Below are 21,287 nucleotides of genomic sequence, written 5' to 3'. Positions count from 1 at the left end.
GGGGAGGGGGCCGGGACGGTTGGCCGCGCCACCCGTTCTGCGTACCATCGGCCCACGGCTTGAGAGCGCTCTCAGGCTGTCATGTCTCGTTCACACAGGAGGCCCCCCACATGACTCCTCGTCACCAGCGGAACCTCGGCCGCCGCAAGCTCCTCTTCGCCCTCGGCGGCGCGGCCGTCGCCGCCCCCGCCATCGCCGCCCTCGCCCCCCACGCGCTCGCGGAGACCAGCCCCGGCACCGGCACCGGCGACTCGGCCAAGGCGGGCGGCGCCCTGCCCGTGACCATCGTCAACAACACCGGCTCCTTCGGCAACGGCGACATCCACGTCTACGTCGTCGGCAACGAGGGCGGCCGGCAGGTCCGGCTCACCCCCGAGGGCACCCTCGCCCCCATCGCCCTCTCCGACAACGGCGCCGACGGCTTCACCGACTACGCCATCGGCCTCACCGGCACCGAGACCCGGCTCTCCCTCCCCCACATGTCCGGCCGCATCTACGTGGCGCTCGGCGAGAAGCTGAGGTTCAAGGCGGTCACCGACGGCAACGGCGACGCCGCGCTCCAGTACCCGGCGGGGTGGGTCACCTCCGACCCGAGCTACGGGGTGCTGCACGACAGCGCCGAGTTCACCTACAACGCCGACGGCATGTTCTGCAACACCACCATGGTCGACATGTTCAGCGTGCCGCTGAGCATCCGGCTGACCGGCTCGCAGGACCAGACCACGGGCACCGTGCGCCCCGGCGGCCGGGCCGCGGTCTTCGCCGCGCTGCGGGAGATCGAGGAGTTCGCGCCGCTGATCGTGGACGACACCCGCGTCATCGCCCCCGGCCACGGACTGGACGCGGGCCTGTTCCCGAAGGACTACCTCGCCCCGTACATCGACGAGGTCTGGAGCACCTACACCGGCAGGGACCTCACCGTCACCACCAACGCCGGCACCTTCACCGGCCGGGTCCGCGGCGACCGGCTCACCTTCGACGGCCCCGCCCAGGTCTCCTTCGCCAAGCCGTCCACCCGGGACGTGCTCTTCTGCGACGGGAACCTCGCCGCGCCCAACGACGGCACCACCGGACCGGTCGCGGCGATCCTCGGCGCCGGTTTCAACCGCTCCACGCTGCTCTCCTCGGACCGGCAGCCGACGACCGACCCCGCCGCCTTCTACGGCACCGCCCTGACCAACCACTACGCCAAGGCGGTGCACACGGCCACCGAGGACGGCCGGGCCTACGGCTTCGCCTTCGACGACGTGGCCGACTTCGCCTCCTACATCCAGGACACGGCCCCCACCGGCTTCCGGCTGACCCTCTCCCCCCTCTGAGCGGCGGCCCGGCGTGCGGGCGGCGCGGCACCGTAGGAGCGTGGGGATGTGCTGCCGAAGGTGTCCGTCGTACCGCCACGCCGGGACGAGGACCGGCGCGGGTGGCTGCGGGGGGCACCGCCGCCCCGCTGGGTCCGGGTCCTGCCGCTCGCCATGGTCGCCGCGATCTGCGTGGCGACGCTGCTCAGCCCCGATCCGCTCGACATCGGTTTCCTGCTCGGGGCCATCCCGCCGATGGCCGTGCTGTCGTACAGCCCGCTGGCGACCGCGGCCCTCGGCGCCACCGCCATCGCCCTGCTGAACATCCCGGACCTGCGGCTGGACCGGCCGGGCAACACCGATCTGCTGACCGTCTCCTTCGTCGCCCTGCTCAGCGTCTTCGTCTCCTTCGTCCGCAGCCGCCGCGACGCACAGCTCACTCTGGCCAGCACGGTCGCCGAGGCCGCGCAGCTCGCCGTGCTCTCCCCGCTGCCCGAGCGGGTCGGGCCGGTGCGCTGCGCGGGCCTGTACCGGGCGGCGCAGCGCGGCACCCTGGTCGGCGGCGACTTCTTCGACGTGCGCGAGGGGCCCTTCGGGGTGCGCGTGGTGATGGGCGACGTCCAGGGGCACGGCCTGGCGGCGGTGGCCACCGTCGCCTCGCTGCTCGGGGCCTTCCGGGAGGCGGTGCTCGACGAACGGGACCTCGCCTCGGTCGCCGCCCGGCTCGACCGGCGGCTGCTGGTGGACGCGGCGGACGCCCGGCTGGACGAGCTGTTCGCCACGGCCGCGCTGCTGGAGTTCTCCGCGGACGCCCGGCAGGTGCGGGTCGTGCTCTGCGGCAGTCCGCCGCCGCTGCTGCTGCGCGGGGCGGCCGTCACCGGCCTGGAGGCGCCTCCGTGGACACCGCTCGGGGTGGGCCTCGCGGACCCCGCCGCCATCGAGACGCGTACGGTGCCGCTGCTCCCCGGCGACCGGCTGCTGCTGGCCTCCGACGGCGTGATGGAGGCCCGCGACCGCTCGGGGGAGTTCTATCCGCTGGCCGGCCGGGTGGCCGCCCTGGCGGGCGGTGACGGCGATCCGGACACGCTCGTCCAGCGGGTCTGGGCCGATCTGCGGGCCTTCGGCCCGACGGTGCGCGACGACGTCAGCCTGCTGGTGCTCACGCCCTCGTCCCCGGCGCGGGGGTGAGCCCCGCGCGCGCCGCCCCCTGGCACCGTCCCCTGGCACACCTCCCCCCGGAGCGGAATAGTGTTATGGAAGGGTGTTTCGGGATATTCGGGAGCGATAGCCACGAACCGACCCGTACGAGCATGAACAGCGACCACCGCACCGGCCCGAGCGGCGATCCGGCAGCAGAGGAGCAGTCATCATGTCGACGTCACAGCCCGACGCCTCCCAGCCCTCCGACGCCCGCGCGAGCGAGGACCGCGCCACCCCGGACGACCGGCTCCACGCCCGCAACGGCACCGACGTCTCCCCCGAGGACCTGGTCCTCGCGGCCGGCCGGGACGTCACCCCCGGCAACCTGGAATGGGCCCGGCGCAAGCTGGCCGACGAGGGCCCCGCCGCCCTCGACAAGCTGCTGCCCTGACCCCGTACGCCGCCCCGGCCCCTCCTCCACGGGAGCGGCCGGGGCGGCGTGCGGTCGCGCCGCGGGGCCCTCAGGGCCGCTCAGGGCCGCTCAGGGTTGTCGTCCACGACGTGCACGGCGGCCTCCTCGGCGCCCGCGGCGCCCGCGTCGACGCCCACGTCGTCCGCGACGGTCTCCTCGGTGGTGTCGGAGCGGACCCCCTCGTCGGGGGCGACCAGGCGGCCGGAGCGCGCGTCGCCCGCCTCGGGGTCGACCGGCTCGCCCTCGCCGCCCGGGGCGTCGCCCACCCCGTCGCCGTCGGGGGCGGCGACGTCGGGCACCTCCTGCTCCAGGCGTTCGTCCAGGCTCTCGCCGTCGTGCTGCTCCGCGGCGGTCGTGCCGTGCCGGGTGACGCCGAGGGGCTTCTCCGGCGGGGAGTAGCCCTCGTCCAGGGTCTCGTCGTAGTCGCGCTCGTCGACGGCGTCCTCCAGGTCGAGGGGCGCGGCGTCCTGCTGCTCCTCGTTGCCCCCGGTGGGCTGGTAGGCGTCGTCGGCCATCGGGTCCGTGCCCATCGCTGCCTCCCTCTCGCTGCGGCGGCCGGGCCGGCCCGGCCGGCTCGGTCCCTACGATCACCGCTGTCGCGTTTCCCGATCCGCGCTCCCTAACCTCCGCCGTGCCGCATGCTCCGCCGTGCCGCGCGCACCCGCCGCGGCCGGACGGGCCGGGCCCCGGTGGCACGCCCCGGCGCTCTACGGCGCGGTGGCCCGCCCGTGCCCGGTCGGCGGGGGCGCGACGCGGGCGGTCAGCTCGCCGACCCGGTACGGGGTCCAGTCGCGGGCGTAGCCGGGCGCGGCCTCCCCCGGGCCGAGCAGGACGGCGACGGGCCGTTCCCGGGCGGTGCCGGTGATCTCCTCGGGGGTGGTGTTCTCGTTGTTGCCGCTGGTGGCCCCGGAGGAGCAGCCGGTGTAGTAGCCGATCGGGATGGACTCGTACCCGGTGAGCAGGCAGGGCGGGCGGACCCCGATGCCGTGCAGTTCCCCGGCCGTGCGGGCCCAGGCACGGCGGGACTCGGTGGTGTTGCCGACGGTGTGCGCGAGGACGGCGAACTGCACGGCCAGATGCCCCGTGAGGGCGAGCGCGACCAGCGGGGCGCCCACCGGCCGCCACCGGCCGCGCGGCGACCGGGCGAGGTACCACAGCGCGTCGGCGACCGGGAGGGCGAGCAGCGCGTAGGCGGGCTGGAGGAAGCGGGGCGCCGCGTAGCCGATGAGGAAGAGGTACGGCACCGCCGCCGTCACCGCGCAGGCCAGCGGGATCAGGGTGCGGGCGGTGCGCCGGGCCCGGACGGCGAGGACCAGGCCGAGGGCGGCGACGAGGGGCAAGAGGTACCACCACAGGGTGATGACGGGGTGCGGCATCGGCCCGGTGCACGGGCGGCACAGGGCGCGTCCGCCGAGGCTGCGGAGCTGGTCGGCGACGGCGAGGTGCCGGCCCAGGCCGCCCTGGACGCGGGATGCCTCCGCGAGCCGCTCCGCGAGGCCGCCGTACCAGACGTACGCCTCCACCACCCACTCCGCCGCCCCGGCCACGAGCCCTCCGGCCAGGGCGAGGAGCAGGGGGCCTCGGCGGCGGACCAGGGCGAGGACGAGGAGCGGCACGCTCACCCAGACGGCGTCGGTGGGCCGCATCCACGCCATCAGCGCGGCCCCGGCGACCACGCCCCGGACGCAGGCGCGGCCGGCGTCGCGGCGCAGGTGGAGGCGGGTGAAGCAGCCGGTGGTGATGAGGGCGCCGATCGCCACCCAGTAGTTGGGCATCGCCTGGGGGCCGTAGAAGAGGGTCACCCACAGGGTGGCGAAGAAGGCGGCGGCCGTGGCCCGCACCCTTGGCGGGAAAAGGCCCCGCCAGGTGCGCAGCGCCAGGTAGAGGGCGAGTCCGGACAGGACGGCCAGGTAGACGCGGAGCAGGACGGTGGAGGTGGACCAGGAGGCGATCGGTGCCACCAGCAGGGAGACGCCGCGCGAGCGGGGCGCGCTGAAGAAGGCGGCGGGGTGGTGGGTGGTGACCTGGCTGACGTAGACCGTCTCGTCCCAGCCGAGGCCGAGCGCGGGGCCGACCAGGAGGAGCTGGGCCAGGGTGAAGACGGCGGCCACCGCGGCGAGCGGCGCCTCGACCCGCCCGTACCAACGGCGGCCGGCGCCGGTCGCCGGGGCGCGGCGGCGGCCGGCGAGCATCGCGTGTGCGCCGTCGGCCATGGTCACCCCTCGCCCCGCCGGTCCGGGGCCGTTCGGTCGTGCCCGCCCGCGGTCGGCGGGCGGTGGGCGGATCACGGCCAAGCTAACCCGCGACGCGAGCGGACGCAGAGCCTTGTTCCGGCCGCCCGCACCCGGCGGGGCCCGCCACGCCGGGGCTTCAGCGGCTGCTGTTGGGGACGCGGTGCGGCGGCTGTTCGGGGGTGGGGCGGCGCTTCGGCTCCGGTACGGCGAGGGTCACGGGGGTGGCGTCGTCGAGCGGGACCGGGACGCCGTGGTGCCGGATGGTGAGCGGTTCGCCGTCGAGCAGCGTGTACGTCGCCTTGTCGGCGGCGACCTCCACCCGTACGCACCGGCCGCGGAACTGGAGCCGGAAGGCGAGCCGGCTGAACTTCTCCGGCAGGCGGGGGGCGAAGGAGAGGCTCTCGCCCTCGCGGCGGGTGCCGCCGAAGCCGGCGACCAGCGCCATCCAGGTGCCGGCCAGCGAGGCGATGTGCAGCCCGTCGCGGGTGTTGTGCTCCAGGTCGGCCAGGTCCATGAGGGCGGCCTCGGCGGCGTAGTCGTAGGCGAGGCGCAGGTGGCCGGTCTGGGCGGCGACGACGGCCTGGCAGCAGGCGGAGAGGGAGGAGTCCCGTACGGTCAGCGGCTCGTAGTAGGCGAAGTTGCGGGCGAGCTGCTCCTCGTCGCAGGTGTCGTCGAACCAGCGTCCGCAGGTGTACATGGCGAGGACCAGGTCGGCCTGTTTGACGACCTGCTTGCGGTACAGGTCGAAGTAGGGGAAGTGCAGCAGCAGCGGGTACTGGTCGGCGCGGGTGCCGGCGAAGTCCCAGCGCTGGTGGCGGGTGAAGCCGGAGTGCTGTTCGTGGACGCCGGCCTCCTCGTCGTAGGGGATGTGCACGGACTCGGCGGCGTCCCGCCAGGCGGCGGCCTCCTCGTCGTCGACGCCGAGCAGTTCGGCCCGGTCGGGGTGGCGTTCGCAGACGTCGGCGGCGGCGAGCAGGTTCGCCCGCGCCATGAGGTTGGTGTACGTGTTGTCGTCGACGACGGCGCTGTACTCGTCCGGTCCGGTGACACCGTCGATGTGGAAGACGCCGTGGTGGTCGTGGTGGCCCAGGGAGCGCCACAGCCGGGCGGTCTCCACCAGGAGTTCCAGGCCGGTGTCGCGTTCGAAGCCGGTGTCGCCGGTGGCGGCGGTGTAGCGGACGACGGCGTGCGCGATGTCGGCGCCGACGTGGAAGGCGGCGGTGCCGGCGGGCCAGTACGCGGAGCCCTCCGAGCCGTCGATGGTCCGCCAGGGGAACGCGGCGCCTTCGAGGCCGAGCTGGGCGGCGCGGTCGCGGGCGGCGGGAAGGGTGTCCTGGCGCCAGCGCAGCGCCTCGGCGACGGCCGTCGGCTCGGTGTAGGTCAGGACGGGCAGCACGAACATCTCGGTGTCCCAGAAGGCGTGTCCGTCGTAGCCGGAGCCGGTCAGGCCCTTGGCGGGCAGTGCCCGCTGTTCGGCGCGGGCGCCGGCCTGGAGCACGTGGAACAGGGCGAAGCGGACGGCCTGCTGGATCTCCTCGTCGCCGTGCACCTCGACGTCGGCGCGGGCCCAGAAGTCGTCGAGGTAGGCCCGCTGTTCGTCGACGAGTCCCTCCCAGCCGCCGTGCGCGGCGGCGGCGAGCGCGGCCTCGACCTGATCGCTCATGGCGGGCCGGGAACGGGCGCCGGACCAGCCGTGGGCGACCGTCTTCTGCACCCGCAGCGACTGTCCGGGGGCGAGTACGGAGGTGATCGTCAGCCGGGCCACGTCCGCGTCGCTCTCGGCGGCGGTCGTGGTGTGCTCGGGTCCGTCGACGACGTGGTCGGCGGCGACCGCGACCCTGAGGCCGCTGCGCCGGGTGCAGTGGACCAGGCGCAGCCGCAGCCCGCGCGCGGCGTGCTCCTCCGGTTCCAGCGGGGACTGGAGGGCCTTGGCGGCGCGGGGGTCGCCGTCGGGGTCGGGCAGGCTCTCGTTGGCGACCAGCTCCGACTGGATGACGACCCGGGTACGGCTGTCGACGGGCTCGATCCGGTACTCGACGGCGGCGATGGCCCGCTGGGTGAGGGAGACCAGGCGGGTGGAGCGCACCCGGATGGTCGTGCCGGCCGGGGAGGTCCACTCGCAGCTCCGCTCCAGCACCCCGCGGCGCAGGTCCAGGACCCGTTCGTGGCTGTGCAGGCGTCCGTAGCGCAGGTCGAAGGGCTCGTCGTCGACGAGGAGCCGCAGCAGCTTGCCGTTGGTGACGTTGATGACGGTCTGCCCGGACTCGGGGTTGCCGTAGCCGGCCTCGGCGTAGGGCAGCGGGTGGAGTTCGTGGACGCCGTTGAGGTAGCTGCCCGGCAGTCCGTGGGGTTCGCCCTCGTCGAGGTTGCCGCGCCAGCCGACGTGGCCGTTGGACAGGGCGAAGACGGACTCGCTCTGGGCGAGCAGGTCGAGGCTGAGCGCGGTCTCGCGCACGGACCAGGGCTCGACGGCGTACGTCCGGTTGGTGATCACGCGTGTCCTCCGAGTTCGGCGAGGTCCTCGACCACGCGGTCGGCGCCGTGGGCGTAGAGGGCGTCCGTCTGGCCGACGCGGTCGACGCCGACGACGTAGCCGAAGCCGCCCAGGCGGCCGGCGTCCATGCCGGCGAGGGCGTCCTCGAAGACGGCGGCCCGGGACGCCGGGACACCGAGGTCGCGGGCGGCGGCGAGGAAGGTGTCCGGGCGCGGTTTGCCCGGCAGGTTCCGCTCCCGGGCCACCACCCCGTCGATCCGCACGTCGAAGAGCCGCTCGGCGTCGATGGAGCGCAGGACGTCGGCGGTGTTGGCGCTGGAGGAGACGATGGCGGTGCGCAGTCCGGCGGCGCGGACGGCGTCGATGTAGCGCAGCGTGCCCTCGTACGCCTCCACGCCGTCGGTGTGGATCTTCTCCAGCAGCAGCACGTTCTTCCGGTTGCCGACGCCGTTGACGGTGGGGGCGCCCGGGGGGTCGTCGGGGTCGCCCTCGGGCAGGTCGACGCCGCGCGAGTGGAGGAAGGAGCGCACGCCGTCGGCGCGGGGGCGGCCGTCGACGTACTCGTCGTAGTCGGCGTCGGTGAAGGGGCGGAAACCGGCGCCGTCGCGCTCGCGCAGGAAGGCGTCGAAGGTCTCCTTCCAGGCGGCGGCGTGGACCACGGCGGTCCTGGTGACGACCCCGTCGAGGTCGAAGAGGCACGCCTGGATGTCGTCGGGAAGGCCGAGCTGCGTCGTCATACCCGAACCAGTTCCCCGCCGGAGCGTTTCCCATCGTCGGCATCGGTCACGGAATCGACGGAATCACGGGGTTCGCCCGGGTTCCGCCCCGCCTCCGCGGCGTCCCGGGCGCCGTGCGGCGGGTGGCAGACTCTGCGGTGTGCCCGTGCCCTTCGACGACCTCCTCGCCCGCGCCCGCCGCCTGCCCCGAGGGGGCCGCCGCGCCGTCCTCGGCATCGCCGGCTCCCCCGGCTCGGGCAAGTCGACCCTCGCCGCCCGCCTGGTGCGGGAGCTGAACGGGGCCGGCGGCACCTGGGCGGCGCACGTGCCCATGGACGGCTTCCACCTCGCCGACGTGGAGCTGGACCGGCTGGGCCGGCGCGGGCGCAAGGGGGCGCCCGACACCTTCGACGCCGCCGGGTACGCGGCCCTGCTGCGCCGGCTGCGCGAGGAGGGCGACGGGGAGACCGTGTACGCGCCCGGTTTCGAACGGGAGCTGGAGCAGCCCCTCGCCGGTGCCGTGCCGGTGCCGCCACAGGCCCGGCTGGTCGTGACCGAGGGCAACTACCTGCTGCTGGGCACCGGTGCCTGGGCGCGGGTCCGGGACCACCTCGACGAGGTGTGGTTCTGCCGGCTCGACGAGGGGGAGCGGCTGCGCCGCCTGGTGGCGCGGCACGAGGAGTTCGGCAAGGCGCACGCGGACGCCGTCGCCTGGGCGCTCGGCACCGACCAGCGCAACGCGGCCCTGGTCGCGGCCACCGAGGACCGCGCCGACCTGGTCGTGGTCACGGGGTGAGCCCGGCGGGACCGGGCGGGGGCGCCGCGTGCGGGAAGGCGTCGGCGCTCACGTGCGGCATCACCCGGCTCGCCACCCGGTAGCGGCCGTTCGGCGGCTCGTCGCAGATGCCGACGTGCACGGTGAGGGGGCCCGCCCACTCGTAGCCGTGCCGCTCGGCGTGGCGCGCGAGGCTGTCGGTGAGCGTCTGGCCCACCCGGCCGGCGCGGCGGCCCAGCTCCTCGTGGACCTCCCGGGCGAGCGCGACGTCGTAGGCGTTGGGGACCAGGACCCGGCCGCCGGGGGCGACGACGGCGTTGCCGTCGCACTCGCGGCGCAGCGCGTCGAGCAGTTCGACGGGGTGCCGGCCGCGCAGCCGCGCCCACAGCGCTTCCCATCGGTCTTCGAGCGCCTTCTCCAGAGCGCTGAGAGCGCCCATGCGTCATCACCTGCCGGAGGGTCGGGGGGCGGGGGGGTCGGGGGTGCGGGGGGGCGTCGGGGGTACGGGTTCTCGGGGCGGGGTGCCCGTAAGGGCGGGGTGCCCGTGGGGGGCGCGGCGCGGGCCGGGCGGCCGGGGCGTGCGCTGTGGTCACGCGGGCCGGTGTCTCACGCGGGGTGTGCGGCCGGGGCGCGGCGGCGTCCGCCGCCGGGGCGCGGGGTGGGCCGGGTCACTTCTCCTCGAAGTCGTCCGGGGTGACCCGTGCCTCCTCCAGTGCCTCGCGCAGGGTCCGGCCGGTGCCGCCCGGCGGGCGGGAGGCGTTCTCCTCGCGCTGTCCGAGCACCTCGTCGGTGGTCTCGGTCTTCGGCCGGTTCTCTTCCGGGACGGTCATGTCGGATGCTCCTCGTGCCGGTCGCGTCGTGGGTGCTCCCACGGGGCGGCGGGTTCCCGCACCGCGCCGGGCTATCCCCCGCGGGCGGCGCGGACCGGGCCCGCGGGCGCCGGCCGGTTCCGTGCGGGCGACGGAATGTGCAGGGGCGGTGAGTTATGTTGACCCGCGTGGGAGACAGAGGAGGCGCGTCGGTGCCGTCGTCGCAGCGGGCCCGCGCCCAGGCGTCGGCGATCACCTCGGGACGGGCTCCGGAGGCGGAGCCCTCCGCCACGTCCCAGCTCAGGGCCCTGTTCGACCGGCCCCGCCTCTCCCCCGGCCAGCGGCGCATCGCGCAGTACCTGATCGAGCACCTGACCGAGGCGGCGTTCCTGTCGATCACCGACCTCGCCGACCGGGTCGGGGTGAGCCAGCCGTCGGTGACCCGGTTCGCCTCGGCCGTCGGCTTCACGGGATACCCGGCGCTGCGGGAGCGGCTCCAGGCGATGGCCCTGGGCGGCCGGGCCGCCGCCGGCCCCGAGGAGCACCGCGGCAACGAACTCCAGGCCGCCATCGACGCCGAGATCACCAACCTGGAGGAGCTGCGCCGCGACTTCGCCGATCCCGACCGGGTCATCGGCGTCGGCCGCGAACTCGCCGCGTCCACCCCGCTCACCGTGCTCGGCCTGCGCATCTCCGTCTCGCTCGCCGAGTACTTCGCGTACGCCGCCCGCCGGGTCCACCCCGATGTGCGGCTGGTGACCCGGGGCGGCAGCGTCGCCTACGACGCGCTGCTCCAGTCCCGGGAGGCCGGCGGCACCTGGGTGCTGGCGTTCTCCATGCCGCGCCACGCCCACGAGACCCTGGAGGCGGTGCGGATGGCACGCGACGCCGGGCTGAAGGTCGCCCTCATCACCGACCTCGCGCTCGGCCCGGTGGTCGACGAGGCCGACGTCACCTTCGCCACCGGCACCGGCTCCCGGCTGGTCTTCGACTCCTACGCGGCCCCCGGCGTCATGTGCGCGGCCCTGCTCCAGGCGATGACCGACGCCGATCCGGAGCGGACCCAGGCCCGGCTGGAGGACTACGAGCGGGCCGCCGACCGGCACCAGTTCTTCCTGCGCGACTGAGCCGGACCCCTGTCCCGGGGGGAGGAGAGCGGGATTGGCCGGAACGTATCGGTCATTTGACCCCGGACCCGGCAGGGATGAATGTTTTCATCCGTCTTGCCAACCGCAACGCATATATAAATACTGCTCACGGGTCGCATCCCTGCCTACCGGATCGCGCCCGCACCTGCGCGAACATCCCCGGCCGCCGATTCCCACCCGATCCGGCGTACCTGGGCTGTTCGGGTCGGGCATCGCCTGCGCGAGCGCCCGTGGTGGTCCCGGCCGTCCCCTGGGCCGGGGCCGCCTCACCCGTCGCACCACCCCCGACGACGCCGCACACCCGAAGGCGATGAACATGCCCGTGATGTCCACCCGCATCGGCCCGGACTGGCCGTGTCAGGTCAAGGCCCCCGGCAGCTACGACTGGGAGCGCTCGGCGATCAGATGGCTGCGTGATCTGGTGCCCGCCCGCTACGGCGGCTATCCGGCGCTGATGCGCCACCCCGTACTGCTCGCCCGTCACGCCCAGCTCCAGGTACAGCAGGAGATCAGGGTGGCGCGCACCGCGCTCCAGACCGCGCGGGCCGACCTGCCCCGGATGGGGCTGACCGAGGCGGTCATCGAGCACACGATCAAGCTCTACGCGGCGGAGATACGGCAGTTGCAGCACATCGCGCGCAGTGTGCGGGCGGTCACCGAGGCGCTGGCCGCCCAGCGCACGGCGGTGCGCTGACCCGGCGGGGACGGTGGGCCCGCCCGGTCAGTCACCCGGTGGTTCCACCGGGTGGCCGGGCCGGATGGCGCGGGCGTCGCCGAGCCGCAGCAGCGGCGTCCCGGACGGCTCGCGCCCGCCCCACTCCACCGGGTCGAGGACGAACCCCACGTGGTCGCCGCCGGGCACCCGCCCGGTGATCCGCCCGACGAACCACGCCTCGGCGTCCTCCAGCACGGCGGCGCCGCTGTGCCCCGGGCGCCAGCGCACCCGGCGGAACTTGTCCACCTCGTCGCCCGTCTCGCCGCCGAAGATCTCGGCGAGGGCGAGTTGGTGGCGACCGAGCAGGTGGACGGCGAGGAGACCGGCGCCCCGGGCCACCCGGTAGGTCCGGTTCACCTCGGAGAGCCACACCACGAACCGCACCGGCTCGATGGAGCACTGGGAGGAGAAGCCGACCAGGCACCCCGCCCGCTCCCCGTCCCCGGTGGCCGTGACGACGACCATGTCGGGGTCGAGGCGGTGCAGGAAGGCGTCCATGCCGGCCATGCTAGGCGCCGCCCCGCCGGACGGCCGGGCCCGGCGCGGGGCTCACGCCGGGCGGCCGGGCCGGCTCACGCCGCTAGCAGGCGGTGCAGGGCCGCCGTCAGGGCGTCGACGAAGGCGTCCCGCCGCTCCTCGGTGAGGGCGTCCAGCGACAGGTAGGGGTTGAGGTCCTCCAGTTCGACCAGGAGCAGTGCGCCGTCGGGCGCGCGGCAGGCGTCGACGCGCTGGATGCCGTGGTCGAGGGCGTTCCACTCGACGAACCGGCGGGCGAAGGCGAGGTCCTCGCCGGTGGGCTCGTAGGTCTTCAGCTCCCAGCGCCGGTCCGGGTCGGGCGCGTGGAGGGCGTACTGGAAGTCGTGGTCGACGAAGTAGAAGGAGACCTCGTAGGCGAAGTCGACGCGCGGCTGGACGAGGAGGTCCCCGGCGGCGCCGGACAGTTCCCGCTCCAGCGCGTCGGCGGGGACGAAGCGCAGGCCCTCGGAGTCGGCGCCCAGCTTCGGCTTGACGGCGTACTCGGCCGCCTCGGGCAGCCTGCCGAGGTCCGCCGCCCGGTCGACGGTCGGTATGACCGGGTACCCGGCCGCGGTGAGGTCGAGGAGGTACTGCTTGCCGGCCATGTCCCCGCGGCCGGTGAGCTGGTTGTAGACGCGGGCGCCGGTGGCGAGCGCCCGCGCGCGGAACTCCTCGTACGCCTCGGGGTAGCCGAGGACGGGCCCGGAGTTGCGGACCACGACGGCGTCGAAGGCGTCCAGGAGGGCCGCCGCGTCCCGCGGGTGGCACAGGGCGATGTCGGCGTGGGCGCGCAGCCGGGAGGTGAGGAAGATGTCCTCGTCGCAGTAGCGCCGTCCCCGCGCCGGGTAGGCCAGGTCGGTGACGTAGAGGACGCGGGGGCGGGCGGCGGGCATGGCGGCTCCTGGGTACGTGCGGGAGGGGATCGTACGTGACGTGGGTGCCGCACCGGGAGGGGGGCGCGGTTCCGCGGCCCGGCCCCCCTGCCGGAGGGGCCGTCAGGAGCCGCTGCCCCGCACGAAGGGGATACGGAGTGCCTTTACGGGTGACACTGCGTGCCATACCCTGACGGAGTGCCGCACGGTGGCGCCTGCCGCGCACCCGCGTGTCCCGGCCGACCGCGCCGGGGATGTCCGGCCCGAGTGCAGGGAGTTGACCAGCGTGTACCACCCCTCAGGAAGTGCCGCCCGACAGGCCGCCGGCTCGGTGACGGGCCTGCTCGACTCCACGGCCCCGGAGTCCGAGACCCTCGTCTTCCAGCGGTGCGCCTGGTGCCGCACCGCGATGTACCACCGCCTGATCTGTCCCGTCTGCCGCGGCAGCGATCTGCGTACCGAGCGCAGCGCGGGGCTGGGCACGGTGCGCCACGCCACGGTGGTGCACCGCAACACCCCCGCGGCGCGCAATGTGTCCCTGATCGAGATGGCCGAGGGCTTCGTGCTGCGCGGCCGGGTGGTGGGCCCGCTGATCGGCATTCACGGCGGGGACCGGGTACGGCTGTCCACGGCGAAGGACCCGGTCCGCGGCGAACCGGTCTTCCAGTTGGTCGACGAGCCGTACCGGGCCTGGACCTGAGGACCGGTCAGGGTCCGTCTGCCCCCAGCGTGACGGTGATGCCCACCGTGCCGGCCGTGCCCCGGCGCAGCCGGCTGCCCAGCAGGGTGAGCCGTCCGACGACGCCGTACTTGCGGGCGATGAGCCGCCGGTAGCGGGCGACGGTCTCCGCGTCGGCGATCCGCGCGGTCGCCGGGATCTGGTCGCCGGTCGGATGGCCGCGCACGTCGCAGGGGCCGACCAGGACGTCGGGCCGGCCGCGCACCCGGCGCACCTTCCCGGAGGCCGCCGCCGTCCAGACCCCGAGCGCGTCCCCCTCCCGCACGACCCAGACCGGGGTGGCGACCGGGGTGCCGTTCTTGCGGAAGGTCGTGAGCAGCAGATAGGAGCCGGCGCCGAGCCGGGCCAGGGTCGCGTCCTCGTCCATGCTCCGGGAGTGTAGGCCCGCTCACGCCGTGCGACGAGGGCGCCTTCCGGGCTCTTCCCGGCCGGATCGCGGCCGGATCACACCGGTGGGTGAACGGCGCGGCGCCCGGCTCCGTATGGAGGCGGGGGTGCCGACGACCGAGGCGCCTTCGCGGCGGTGGCGCCGCGTGTCGGGTTCGGGAGCGCAGGCATGAGGCACGCACGACGACGGATCGTCCGGCGAGTGGCACGGCTGGCGGCCGTCGGCGGACTCCTGCTCGGGGGGACGATGGTCACCCGGGCGGTGGCGAGCGAGCCCCCCGGCGCGGAGGCCGCCCCGGCCCCCTCGGCGGCGCCCGTGTCCGCCGCCGGCGCCGCCCTGGTGGAGCGGCTGGGCACCTCCCGTACGGGAGGGCACTGGGTGGACTCCGAGGGACGTACGGTCGTCGCGGTCACCGACGAGGAGACGGCGAAGGAGGTGCGCGGCGCGGGCGCCGAGGCCAGGACGGTCCGGCACGGTCTGGACGAACTGCGGTCGGCGGCCACGGCGTTGCGGGCGGCGCCCCGGGTCGCCGGCACCTCGTGGGCGTTCGACTACGCGGCCAACGAGGTGGTGGTGCGCGGCGACAGCACCGTCTCGGGCGCCGACTGGTCCCGGCTCACGGACGTCGCGCGGAAGATCGGCGGCTTCGTCCGGATGGAGCGTACCGAGGGCACCTTCACCACCCGCCTCAACGGCGCGCGGCCGATCCTGTCCACGGCGGGCCGCTGCTCGGCGGGGTTCAACGTGTCCGACGGGCGGAGCGACTTCATCCTGACCGCCGGGCACTGCGGGCCCACCGGGTCGGTGTGGTTCGGCGGCGACGGGAGCGGCGAGCAGGTCGGCCGGACCATCGCGGGGAGCTTCCCGGGCGACGACTTCTCGCTGGTGGAGTACGCCGACGGCAAGGCGGGCGACGGCGCCGACGTGGTCGCGGTCGGCGACGGCAAGGGCGTGCGCATCACCGGGGCGGGGGACGCGGCGGTCGGGCAGCGGGTGTTCCGCAGCGGCAGCACCAGCGGGCTGCGCGACGGCCGGGTGACGGCGCTGGACGCGACGGTGAACTACCCGGAGGGCACGGTGTCCGGGCTGATCGAGACGGACGTGTGCGCCGAGCCCGGGGACAGCGGGGGCCCGATGTTCTCCGAGGGGATCGCCCTCGGGGTCACCTCGGGCGGCAGCGGCGACTGCTCCCGGGGCGGGACGACGTTCTTCCAGCCGGTCACGGAGGCGCTGACCTCGCTCGGCGTCAACATGATCGTCGCGGCGCCGGACGGGTCCCGGCAGGAGGCGGCGCCCTCGCCCTCGGCCGCCGCGCGGGGCGCCGCCGCGGCGGACACCTCGCCGGGGGCGTCGGCCGCGCCGGGCGGGGTCGCGGGGCCGGCACTGCTGTCGCGCCTGGCCGACCGGCGGACCGTGGGCCCGGGTCTGCTGGTCATCGGGGGGAGCCTGGCGATGCTGGTGGCCACCCGGTGGCTGCGCGCGGAGCAGGACCGCAAGGCGTACCAGAGGCAGTACTCGGCACTGTGGGGCTGAGCGCCCCGGCGCCGGAGGGGGGGCCGGCCCGGCGGACGCGGGCCGGCCCGGGAGAGCCGGGAAGGGGCCGGTCAGGCGGCCGTCGCCCGCTCGGGGGCCGCGGAGGCCCACTCCAGGACCAGCCGCTGGTACTCCTCGCGCTGCTCGACGCTCAGTGTCCCGCCCGATCGGAGCCACAGAGCGCGGATCTCCTCGTTGACCTCGGCAGCCGATCGCTCGGAAGACGGTTCAACAGTGGTGGACATGGTGTGAAGCATACGGGTCCGGACGTGAAGACCAGGTGAGTAATCACGCGCCAAACAGACATTTCCGACCGTGTTACTGATCACGTCCATCTCCCCATCTGTCAAGATCTGGCAGCAAGTTCGCCCCACGCTCTCGGCGAACACGCCCCGTACCCACCCGGGCGCACCCCGCGCCCCGTCAGCCGCCGTCGGCCCCGTCGTCCACCGCCCGCACCGCGGCACGGAACCCGGCGTGCACCGCGGTGAGCCCGCCGTCGACGACCAGGGTCGTACCGGTGATCCAGGACGCGTCGCGCGAGGCGAGGAAGGCGACGGCCGCCGCGATGTCCCCGGGCTCCCCCACCCGTCCCAGCGGATACAGCGGCCGTACCGCCTCCAGTGCCGCCTCCCGCCCCTCCCAGGCCGTGGTGCGCACCGTCCCCGGTGCCACGAGGTTGGCCCGCACCCCGCGCGGGGCGCCGTGCCCGGCGAGGGTGCGGGTCAGGGAGGCGAGACCGGCCTTGGCGGCGCTGTAGGCGTGGTTGCCGAAGTCCTGGATGCCGTTGACCGAGCCGATGCTCACGATCGCGCCGCGTCCGGAGGCCGCCAGGTGGGGCAGGGCGGCGCGGCTGCACCGGTAGGCGCCGGTCAGGGTGACGTCCAGGTCCCGCGCCCAGGTCTCCTCCGCCTCCTCCTCAACGAGCGGGGCGTCGGGCGCGCAGGAGCAGGCGTTGTTGACCAGCACGTCCAGGGTGCCGAGGGCGTCCACGGCGTGGGCGACGGCCGCCGCCACGGAGTCCCGGTCGGCGACGTCACAGCCGTACGCCTCGACGGCGAGCCCCTCGGCGCGCAGGTCCGCCGCCGTGCGGCGCGCGGCGGGCAGGTCGGCGTCGGTGAGCAGCACGCGGGCCCCCTCGGCGGCGAGCCTGCGGACGGTGGCGGCGCCGATGCCGCGCGCCGCTCCCGTGACGAGCACCCCGTGGTCCGTGAAACGCCCTGTCTCCGTCATGGGCACCGACCGTACCGCCGCCGCGTCCGTCCGGGCAGGGGCCGTACGTCACCGGTAGCCGGTGGTGTCCGCGGGCCGGCCCGCCTCCTGGACCTCGGTCAGGTAGCGCCAGGCGTCGGGGCGGCTGCCGTCCAGGTCGGTGAAGCCGTACTCGCGGGCCAGGGCGCCGCTGGAGAGCGACCGCCCGTTGAAGCGGGCCACCTCGGGGTCGGCGGCGAGCGCGGCGACGGCGCGGCCGGTGTAGCAGGGCGTCTCGGAGATGGCGAAGTGCGGTTCACCGGCCAGGGCGTCGCGCCAGGTGGCCTCGGTCACGCCGAAGTGGTCGAGCATGATCTCCGAGCGCATCCAGCCGGGCGTCAGCGCGAGCGCGGTGGCTCCGCGCGGGCCGAGTTCCCGGCCGAGGGCGAAGGCCATGCGCAGGACGGACGTCTTGGCGAGGTCGTAGAAGAAGGAGACCCGGTAGTGGTCGCGGTTGTACTCGGCGGTGCCGTCGGTCATCTCGACCACCAGTCCGCCGGGGCGGCGCAGCAGCAGCGGCAGGGCGTGGTGACTGGTGATGGCGTGGGTGTCGACGGCCAGCCTCAGGAGCCGCAGCCCGTCGTCGAGGTCGTGCTCCCACAGGGGGCGGTCCCAGGAGAAGAGGTGCTCGCCGCCCCAGATGTCGTTGACGAGCAGGTCGAGCCGGTCCTGTTCGCGGGCGATGCGGTCGACCACCGCGCGCACCCGGTCCGGGTCGAGGTGGTCGGCGGCGACGGCGATGCCGTGGCCGCCGGCGGCGGTGACGAGGTCGGCGGTGTCCTCGATCGTCTCGGGCCGGTCGTACTCCGAGCGGCGGGCGCGGGTGCTGCGGCCGGTGACGTAGACGGTGGCACCGGCCGCGCCGAGTTCGACGGCGATGCCGCGTCCGGCGCCCCGGGTCGCCCCGGCGACCAGCGCGACCTTCCCCGTCAGCGCCCCCGGCGCCCCTGTCGTCCCCGTCATCCCCGTCCGCCGCGGTGCCTCGCGCATGTCCGGTCTCCCGTTCCTCTCGACCACGTGGTGTCCTCGTGGTCGAGAGTGCCCGGGAAACCGGACATCCTCTGTCGCCTTTTCTCCGCGAGGCGGGACCGTGCGGGATCAGTGCCCGCGCTTGACCCATTCCTCCAGGTTCGGGGCCTCGGCCCCGATCGTGGTCTCGTCGCCGTGACCGGTGAGGACCCTCGTCTCGGCCGGGAGCGTGAGCAGCCGGTCCCGGATCGAGTCGATGATCGTCGGGAAGCTGGAGTACGAGCGTCCGGTGGCGCCGGGGCCGCCCTGGAAGAGGGTGTCCCCGGTGAACACGGCGCCCAGCCCGGGGTCGTGCAGGCAGACGGCGCCCGGGGCGTGGCCCGGCGTGTGCAGGACCGTCAGGTCGGCGCCGGCGGCCTCGATGACCTGGCCGTCGGTGAGCCAGGCGTCGGGCTCCCGCTCCGGGTGGGTCATCCGCCACAGGGGCAGGTCGTCGCGGTGCAGCCAGATGACGGCGCCGGTGCGCTCGGCGAGCGCGGGGGCGGCGTTCACGTGGTCGTTGTGCGCGTGGGTGCAGACGATCGCGGCGAGCCTGCGGTCGCCGACGGCCTCGGCGATGGCGTCCGCGTCGTGCGCGGCGTCGATGACGATCACCTCGTGGTCGTCGCCGACGATCCAGACGTTGTTGTCGACGTCCCAGGTGCCGCCGTCCAGGCTGAACTGGCCGGAGGTGACGAGGCGTTCGATGCGGGCGGCCATCAGAGCACCACCACCGAGCGCAGCACGTCGCCGGAGTGCATCCGCTCGAACGCCTTCTCCACCTCGTCGAGCCGGATGGTCTCCGTGACGAACTTGGAGAGGTCCAGGCGGCCCTGGAGGTGCAGGTCGACCAGCATCGGGAAGTCCCGCGAGGGCAGGCAGTCCCCGTACCAGGACGACTTGAGCGAGCCGCCGCGTCCGAAGACGTCCAGCAGCGGCAGTTCCAGCTTCATCTCCGGGGTCGGGACGCCGACCAGGACGACGGTGCCGGCCAGGTCGCGGGCGTAGAACGCCTGCCGGTAGGTCTCCGGGCGGCCGACCGCCTCGATGACGACGTCGGCGCCGAAGCCGCCGGTCAGCTCGCGGATCGCCTCGACGGGGTCGTTCTCGCGGGAGTTGACGGTGTGGGTGGCGCCCATGCCGCGGGCGGTCTCCAGCTTGCGGTCGTCGATGTCCACGGCGATGACCTTCGCCGCGCCCGCCAGGTGGGAGCCGGCGATGGCCGCGTCGCCGACGCCGCCGCAGCCGATGACGGCGACCGTGTCGCCGCGGCCCACGTTCCCGGTGTTGATGGCGGCGCCGATGCCGGCCATCACGCCGCAGCCGAGGAGTCCGGCCACCTCGGGGGCGACGGCCGGGTCGACCTTGGTGCACTGCCCGGCGGCGACGAGCGTCTTCTCGGCGAAGGCGCCGATGCCGAGCGCCGGGGAGAGCTCCTGCCCGGTGGAGGCGAGCGTCATCTTCTGCTCGGCGTTGTGGGTGTCGAAGCAGTACCAGGGGCGTCCGCGCAGACACGCACGGCACTTCCCGCACACCGCGCGCCAGTTGAGGATCACGAAGTCACCGGGGGCGACGTCGGTGACCCCGGCGCCGACCGACTCCACGACACCCGCGGCCTCGTGGCCGAGCAGGAAGGGGAAGTCGTCGCTGATGCCGCCCTGCTTGTAGTGCAGGTCGGTGTGGCAGACCCCGCACGCCTGCACTCGCACCACGGCCTCGCCGGGTCCGGGATCGGGCACGACGATCGTCTCGATCCGCACCGGCTCGTCCTTGCCCGGTGCGATCACGCCGCGTACTTCCTGCGCCATGGTGCTGGCCCCTTCTTCACGACCATCGTGGTTCACCCCGACCCTACGCTGAACCGATCGGCAAAGGGCAAGGTGGCGGGCGGGTTCCGGTCCCCGGCGGCCGGTTCGCGCCCACGGTGGTCCGCCGGTCCGGGCGCGCGGCGCGGCGCCGGTCCGCCTCCCGGACACCCGCGCCGCCCGGCCCCCGCCGCACGACGCGCGAGCGGGCCGCGCCCGCTCCCGGCGCGGCCCGCCGCGGGCGGGGGACGGCGGGCCCGTCAGGTCTGGATGGCGGGGATGGCGCCGAAGACCGGGGAGACCAGGCCGGTGACCTGTCCGAGCTGGTTGAGGTCGTTGAGCTTGCCGATCTGTTCGGACGGCCGGGGCAGTCCGGCCCGGTGCTCGGTGGGCACCTCGCCCACGGCGAGCGAGTCGAGCGCGGAGACCGGGCTGAGCCCGCCGGAGTTCCGCGGGCCCGCTTCGGCCGCGCCGGCCACGGGCGCGGCGAGACCGGCGACACCGACGGCGAGACCGACGGCGGCGGCGATACGTCGAGTTGAGATCATGTATCCGCCAACGCGGCGGGCCCGCCGGCGGACACGGCCGGGCCGCGCGCCTCACCCGTCAGGAGCAGTCGCCCGATCGCCTTGCCCACCGCGCGCCGGTGGAGCAGTCTCGAAAGAGAGGGCCCGTCGGCCCGTGTCCCCCTCGGGCCGAGGCCCCGGCTCTCGGAGGAGGTCATCATGGGCACCGCCACAACCCCCGGCTTCGACACCGAGGCGCTGCGCCGGGGTATCGAGGAAGGCACCCCGCAGACCATCGTGTCGCTCTACGCCGACGACGCGCGCATCCGCATCGTGGACCGCCACACCCAGCCCAGTACCCCCAAGGTGCTGTACGGCCGGGACGAGATCGCCGCGATGCTCGACGACGTGTACAGCCGCGACATGACCCACACGGTGGAGGAGTGCGTCGTGCAGGGCGACCGGGCCGCCTTCAGCGAGGCGTGCACGTACCCCGACGGCGTCCGGGTCCTCGCGGAGTCGATGCTGTCGCTGCGGGACGGGAAGATCGCCGAACAGACCATGATCCAGGTCTGGGACGAGGAGGAGACCACGGGCTGACGGCTCCGCCGCGCACGGGTCAGTCCTCGCCGCGGACGATGTGCGATTCGGCGCCGGGGAGCGTCACGCGGAGCCGGTCGTCGTCGGCGGCCGGTGTCCAGGTGCCGTCCTCGACGGCCGGCAGCCAGATACGCGGCGCTCCGCCGCCGAGCCGGCCGCGCGCCTGTGACCAGCCCGTCTCCGGAGGGCGGACGACGGGCTGCGCGCGGCGGGCGGCGGATTCCTCGGGAAGGTCCATGGTCACGGGGCATCATCTTCTTCCTGCCGA

The 21,287-nt window shown here is 74.8% G+C and carries 25 protein-coding genes; 9 read left to right on the top strand and 16 right to left on the bottom strand.

Going from position 1 to position 21,287, the window contains the following annotated elements; all coding sequences use genetic code 11:
• Positions 1-110 precede the first annotated feature (110 nt).
• The 3 genes from J5Y05_RS07320 (at position 111) to J5Y05_RS07310 (ending at position 2,889) form a co-directional block, all read left to right on the top strand.
• Positions 111-1,319: a glycoside hydrolase family 64 protein gene (locus J5Y05_RS07320; protein WP_210869231.1), complete on the top strand. Its 1,209-nt coding sequence runs from the start codon at positions 111-113 to the stop codon at positions 1,317-1,319.
• Between the two features lie 51 nt (positions 1,320-1,370).
• A complete protein-coding gene (locus J5Y05_RS07315; protein WP_210869805.1) occupies positions 1,371-2,486 on the top strand; it encodes a PP2C family protein-serine/threonine phosphatase in 1,116 nt (371 codons plus the stop codon).
• A gap of 181 nt (positions 2,487-2,667) precedes the next feature.
• Positions 2,668-2,889, top strand: coding sequence for a hypothetical protein (locus J5Y05_RS07310; protein ID WP_210869229.1), 222 nt, complete (start codon positions 2,668-2,670; stop codon positions 2,887-2,889).
• Positions 2,890-2,969: 80 nt separating this feature from the next.
• On the opposite strand, the gene J5Y05_RS07305 is transcribed toward J5Y05_RS07310, so the two are convergent.
• The 4 genes from J5Y05_RS07305 to J5Y05_RS07290 form a co-directional block, all read right to left on the bottom strand.
• Entirely contained in the window at positions 2,970-3,440 is a 471-nt protein-coding gene (locus J5Y05_RS07305) for a DUF5709 domain-containing protein (protein ID WP_210869227.1), read from the bottom strand.
• A 177-nt stretch (positions 3,441-3,617) separates the two neighbouring features.
• Positions 3,618-5,123: a hypothetical protein gene (locus J5Y05_RS07300; protein WP_210869225.1), complete on the bottom strand. Its 1,506-nt coding sequence runs from the start codon at positions 5,121-5,123 to the stop codon at positions 3,618-3,620.
• Between the two features lie 157 nt (positions 5,124-5,280).
• Positions 5,281-7,638 carry a glycoside hydrolase family 65 protein gene (locus J5Y05_RS07295; RefSeq protein WP_210869223.1) on the bottom strand — a complete coding sequence of 786 codons (2,358 nt, stop codon included), beginning with the start codon at positions 7,636-7,638 and terminating at the stop codon, positions 5,281-5,283.
• The gene (locus J5Y05_RS07290; RefSeq protein ID WP_210869220.1) at positions 7,635-8,375 is read right to left on the bottom strand and encodes an HAD family hydrolase; all 741 of its coding nucleotides are present in this window, start codon (positions 8,373-8,375) and stop codon (positions 7,635-7,637) included. Before J5Y05_RS07290 ends, J5Y05_RS07295 begins: the two co-directional genes overlap by 4 nt.
• Positions 8,376-8,514: 139 nt before the next feature.
• Between J5Y05_RS07290 and J5Y05_RS07285 the strand changes: the two genes are divergently transcribed.
• Positions 8,515-9,150, top strand: a complete 636-nt coding sequence (locus tag J5Y05_RS07285) for a nucleoside/nucleotide kinase family protein (protein ID WP_210869218.1) — start codon at positions 8,515-8,517, stop codon at positions 9,148-9,150.
• Here the strand turns inward: J5Y05_RS07285 and J5Y05_RS07280 are convergent.
• Both J5Y05_RS07280 and J5Y05_RS07275 read right to left on the bottom strand, forming a co-directional pair.
• Positions 9,140-9,568 carry a DUF3662 domain-containing protein gene (locus J5Y05_RS07280; RefSeq protein ID WP_210869216.1) on the bottom strand — a complete coding sequence of 143 codons (429 nt, stop codon included), beginning with the start codon at positions 9,566-9,568 and terminating at the stop codon, positions 9,140-9,142. The two genes, J5Y05_RS07285 and J5Y05_RS07280, sit on opposite strands and share 11 nt — an antisense overlap.
• 229 nt (positions 9,569-9,797) lie before the next feature.
• A complete protein-coding gene (locus tag J5Y05_RS07275; RefSeq protein ID WP_210869214.1) occupies positions 9,798-9,959 on the bottom strand; it encodes a hypothetical protein in 162 nt (53 codons plus the stop codon).
• 167 nt (positions 9,960-10,126) lie between these two features.
• Between J5Y05_RS07275 and J5Y05_RS07270 the strand changes: the two genes are divergently transcribed.
• Positions 10,127-11,065: a MurR/RpiR family transcriptional regulator gene (locus tag J5Y05_RS07270; RefSeq protein ID WP_307853748.1), complete on the top strand. Its 939-nt coding sequence runs from the start codon at positions 10,127-10,129 to the stop codon at positions 11,063-11,065.
• Between the two features lie 331 nt (positions 11,066-11,396).
• Complete coding sequence (locus J5Y05_RS07265; protein ID WP_210869213.1) at positions 11,397-11,780, top strand: hypothetical protein; 384 nt, start codon at positions 11,397-11,399, stop codon at positions 11,778-11,780.
• A gap of 27 nt (positions 11,781-11,807) precedes the next feature.
• On the opposite strand, the gene J5Y05_RS07260 is transcribed toward J5Y05_RS07265, so the two are convergent.
• Together J5Y05_RS07260 and J5Y05_RS07255 are read right to left on the bottom strand one after the other, a co-directional pair.
• Positions 11,808-12,308, bottom strand: coding sequence for a flavin reductase family protein (locus J5Y05_RS07260; protein ID WP_210869211.1), 501 nt, complete (start codon positions 12,306-12,308; stop codon positions 11,808-11,810).
• Positions 12,309-12,373: 65 nt separating this feature from the next.
• Positions 12,374-13,210 (bottom strand): hypothetical protein, encoded by an 837-nt coding sequence (locus J5Y05_RS07255; protein WP_210869209.1) that lies wholly within the window; start codon positions 13,208-13,210, stop codon positions 12,374-12,376.
• A 265-nt stretch (positions 13,211-13,475) separates the two neighbouring features.
• On the opposite strand from J5Y05_RS07255, the gene J5Y05_RS07250 reads away from it, so the two are divergent.
• A complete protein-coding gene (locus J5Y05_RS07250; RefSeq protein ID WP_210869801.1) occupies positions 13,476-13,889 on the top strand; it encodes a Zn-ribbon domain-containing OB-fold protein in 414 nt (137 codons plus the stop codon).
• A gap of 7 nt (positions 13,890-13,896) precedes the next feature.
• On the opposite strand, the gene J5Y05_RS07245 is transcribed toward J5Y05_RS07250, so the two are convergent.
• Complete coding sequence (locus tag J5Y05_RS07245) at positions 13,897-14,295, bottom strand: PPOX class F420-dependent oxidoreductase (protein WP_210869207.1); 399 nt, start codon at positions 14,293-14,295, stop codon at positions 13,897-13,899.
• Between the two features lie 189 nt (positions 14,296-14,484).
• Here J5Y05_RS07245 and J5Y05_RS07240 point away from each other — a divergent pair, with 189 nt between their 5' ends.
• Complete coding sequence (locus J5Y05_RS07240; protein ID WP_210869205.1) at positions 14,485-15,849, top strand: S1 family peptidase; 1,365 nt, start codon at positions 14,485-14,487, stop codon at positions 15,847-15,849.
• Positions 15,850-15,920: 71 nt separating this feature from the next.
• On the opposite strand, the gene J5Y05_RS07235 is transcribed toward J5Y05_RS07240, so the two are convergent.
• The 6 genes from J5Y05_RS07235 to J5Y05_RS07210 form a co-directional block, all read right to left on the bottom strand.
• Positions 15,921-16,106 (bottom strand): hypothetical protein, encoded by a 186-nt coding sequence (locus J5Y05_RS07235; protein ID WP_210869203.1) that lies wholly within the window; start codon positions 16,104-16,106, stop codon positions 15,921-15,923.
• A 166-nt stretch (positions 16,107-16,272) separates the two neighbouring features.
• Positions 16,273-17,082, bottom strand: a complete 810-nt coding sequence (locus J5Y05_RS07230) for an SDR family NAD(P)-dependent oxidoreductase (RefSeq protein WP_210869201.1) — start codon at positions 17,080-17,082, stop codon at positions 16,273-16,275.
• Between the two features lie 48 nt (positions 17,083-17,130).
• The gene (locus J5Y05_RS07225; protein ID WP_372450464.1) at positions 17,131-18,090 is read right to left on the bottom strand and encodes an SDR family oxidoreductase; all 960 of its coding nucleotides are present in this window, start codon (positions 18,088-18,090) and stop codon (positions 17,131-17,133) included.
• A gap of 108 nt (positions 18,091-18,198) precedes the next feature.
• Positions 18,199-18,828 carry an MBL fold metallo-hydrolase gene (locus J5Y05_RS07220; protein ID WP_210869199.1) on the bottom strand — a complete coding sequence of 210 codons (630 nt, stop codon included), beginning with the start codon at positions 18,826-18,828 and terminating at the stop codon, positions 18,199-18,201.
• Complete coding sequence (locus J5Y05_RS07215; RefSeq protein ID WP_210869197.1) at positions 18,828-19,916, bottom strand: S-(hydroxymethyl)mycothiol dehydrogenase; 1,089 nt, start codon at positions 19,914-19,916, stop codon at positions 18,828-18,830. The genes J5Y05_RS07220 and J5Y05_RS07215 overlap by 1 nt, the downstream gene beginning before the upstream one ends.
• A gap of 257 nt (positions 19,917-20,173) precedes the next feature.
• Complete coding sequence (locus J5Y05_RS07210) at positions 20,174-20,461, bottom strand: hypothetical protein (protein WP_210869195.1); 288 nt, start codon at positions 20,459-20,461, stop codon at positions 20,174-20,176.
• 177 nt (positions 20,462-20,638) lie between these two features.
• On the opposite strand from J5Y05_RS07210, the gene J5Y05_RS07205 reads away from it, so the two are divergent.
• On the top strand, positions 20,639-21,019 hold the full coding sequence (locus J5Y05_RS07205) for a nuclear transport factor 2 family protein (RefSeq protein WP_210869193.1): 381 nt from the start codon (positions 20,639-20,641) through the stop codon (positions 21,017-21,019).
• A gap of 19 nt (positions 21,020-21,038) precedes the next feature.
• On the opposite strand, the gene J5Y05_RS07200 is transcribed toward J5Y05_RS07205, so the two are convergent.
• Positions 21,039-21,257, bottom strand: a complete 219-nt coding sequence (locus J5Y05_RS07200) for a hypothetical protein (protein ID WP_210869797.1) — start codon at positions 21,255-21,257, stop codon at positions 21,039-21,041.
• Positions 21,258-21,287 lie beyond the last annotated feature (30 nt).

Source organism: Streptomyces tagetis, from assembly GCF_018069565.1.
Lineage (GTDB): Bacteria > Actinomycetota > Actinomycetes > Streptomycetales > Streptomycetaceae > Streptomyces > Streptomyces tagetis.
The sequence above is the reverse complement of the archived record's forward strand: the minus strand, read 5'-3'. Positions and strand labels throughout refer to the sequence as shown.

Coding starts and splice junctions, on each gene's coding strand:
- J5Y05_RS07320 (WP_210869231.1), top strand. CDS start 111: ATGACTCCTCGTCACCAGCGGAACCTCGGCCGCCGCAAGCTCCTCTTC.
- J5Y05_RS07310 (WP_210869229.1), top strand. CDS start 2,668: ATGTCGACGTCACAGCCCGACGCCTCCCAGCCCTCCGACGCCCGCGCG.
- J5Y05_RS07305 (WP_210869227.1), bottom strand. CDS start 3,440: ATGGGCACGGACCCGATGGCCGACGACGCCTACCAGCCCACCGGGGGC.
- J5Y05_RS07300 (WP_210869225.1), bottom strand. CDS start 5,123: ATGGCCGACGGCGCACACGCGATGCTCGCCGGCCGCCGCCGCGCCCCG.
- J5Y05_RS07290 (WP_210869220.1), bottom strand. CDS start 8,375: ATGACGACGCAGCTCGGCCTTCCCGACGACATCCAGGCGTGCCTCTTC.
- J5Y05_RS07280 (WP_210869216.1), bottom strand. CDS start 9,568: ATGGGCGCTCTCAGCGCTCTGGAGAAGGCGCTCGAAGACCGATGGGAA.
- J5Y05_RS07275 (WP_210869214.1), bottom strand. CDS start 9,959: ATGACCGTCCCGGAAGAGAACCGGCCGAAGACCGAGACCACCGACGAG.
- J5Y05_RS07265 (WP_210869213.1), top strand. CDS start 11,397: ATGAACATGCCCGTGATGTCCACCCGCATCGGCCCGGACTGGCCGTGT.
- J5Y05_RS07260 (WP_210869211.1), bottom strand. CDS start 12,308: ATGGCCGGCATGGACGCCTTCCTGCACCGCCTCGACCCCGACATGGTC.
- J5Y05_RS07255 (WP_210869209.1), bottom strand. CDS start 13,210: ATGCCCGCCGCCCGCCCCCGCGTCCTCTACGTCACCGACCTGGCCTAC.
- J5Y05_RS07245 (WP_210869207.1), bottom strand. CDS start 14,295: ATGGACGAGGACGCGACCCTGGCCCGGCTCGGCGCCGGCTCCTATCTG.
- J5Y05_RS07240 (WP_210869205.1), top strand. CDS start 14,485: ATGAGGCACGCACGACGACGGATCGTCCGGCGAGTGGCACGGCTGGCG.
- J5Y05_RS07235 (WP_210869203.1), bottom strand. CDS start 16,106: ATGCTTCACACCATGTCCACCACTGTTGAACCGTCTTCCGAGCGATCG.
- J5Y05_RS07230 (WP_210869201.1), bottom strand. CDS start 17,082: ATGACGGAGACAGGGCGTTTCACGGACCACGGGGTGCTCGTCACGGGA.
- J5Y05_RS07225 (WP_372450464.1), bottom strand. CDS start 18,090: ATGCGCGAGGCACCGCGGCGGACGGGGATGACGGGGACGACAGGGGCG.
- J5Y05_RS07220 (WP_210869199.1), bottom strand. CDS start 18,828: ATGGCCGCCCGCATCGAACGCCTCGTCACCTCCGGCCAGTTCAGCCTG.
- J5Y05_RS07215 (WP_210869197.1), bottom strand. CDS start 19,916: ATGGCGCAGGAAGTACGCGGCGTGATCGCACCGGGCAAGGACGAGCCG.
- J5Y05_RS07210 (WP_210869195.1), bottom strand. CDS start 20,461: ATGATCTCAACTCGACGTATCGCCGCCGCCGTCGGTCTCGCCGTCGGT.
- J5Y05_RS07205 (WP_210869193.1), top strand. CDS start 20,639: ATGGGCACCGCCACAACCCCCGGCTTCGACACCGAGGCGCTGCGCCGG.
- J5Y05_RS07200 (WP_210869797.1), bottom strand. CDS start 21,257: ATGGACCTTCCCGAGGAATCCGCCGCCCGCCGCGCGCAGCCCGTCGTC.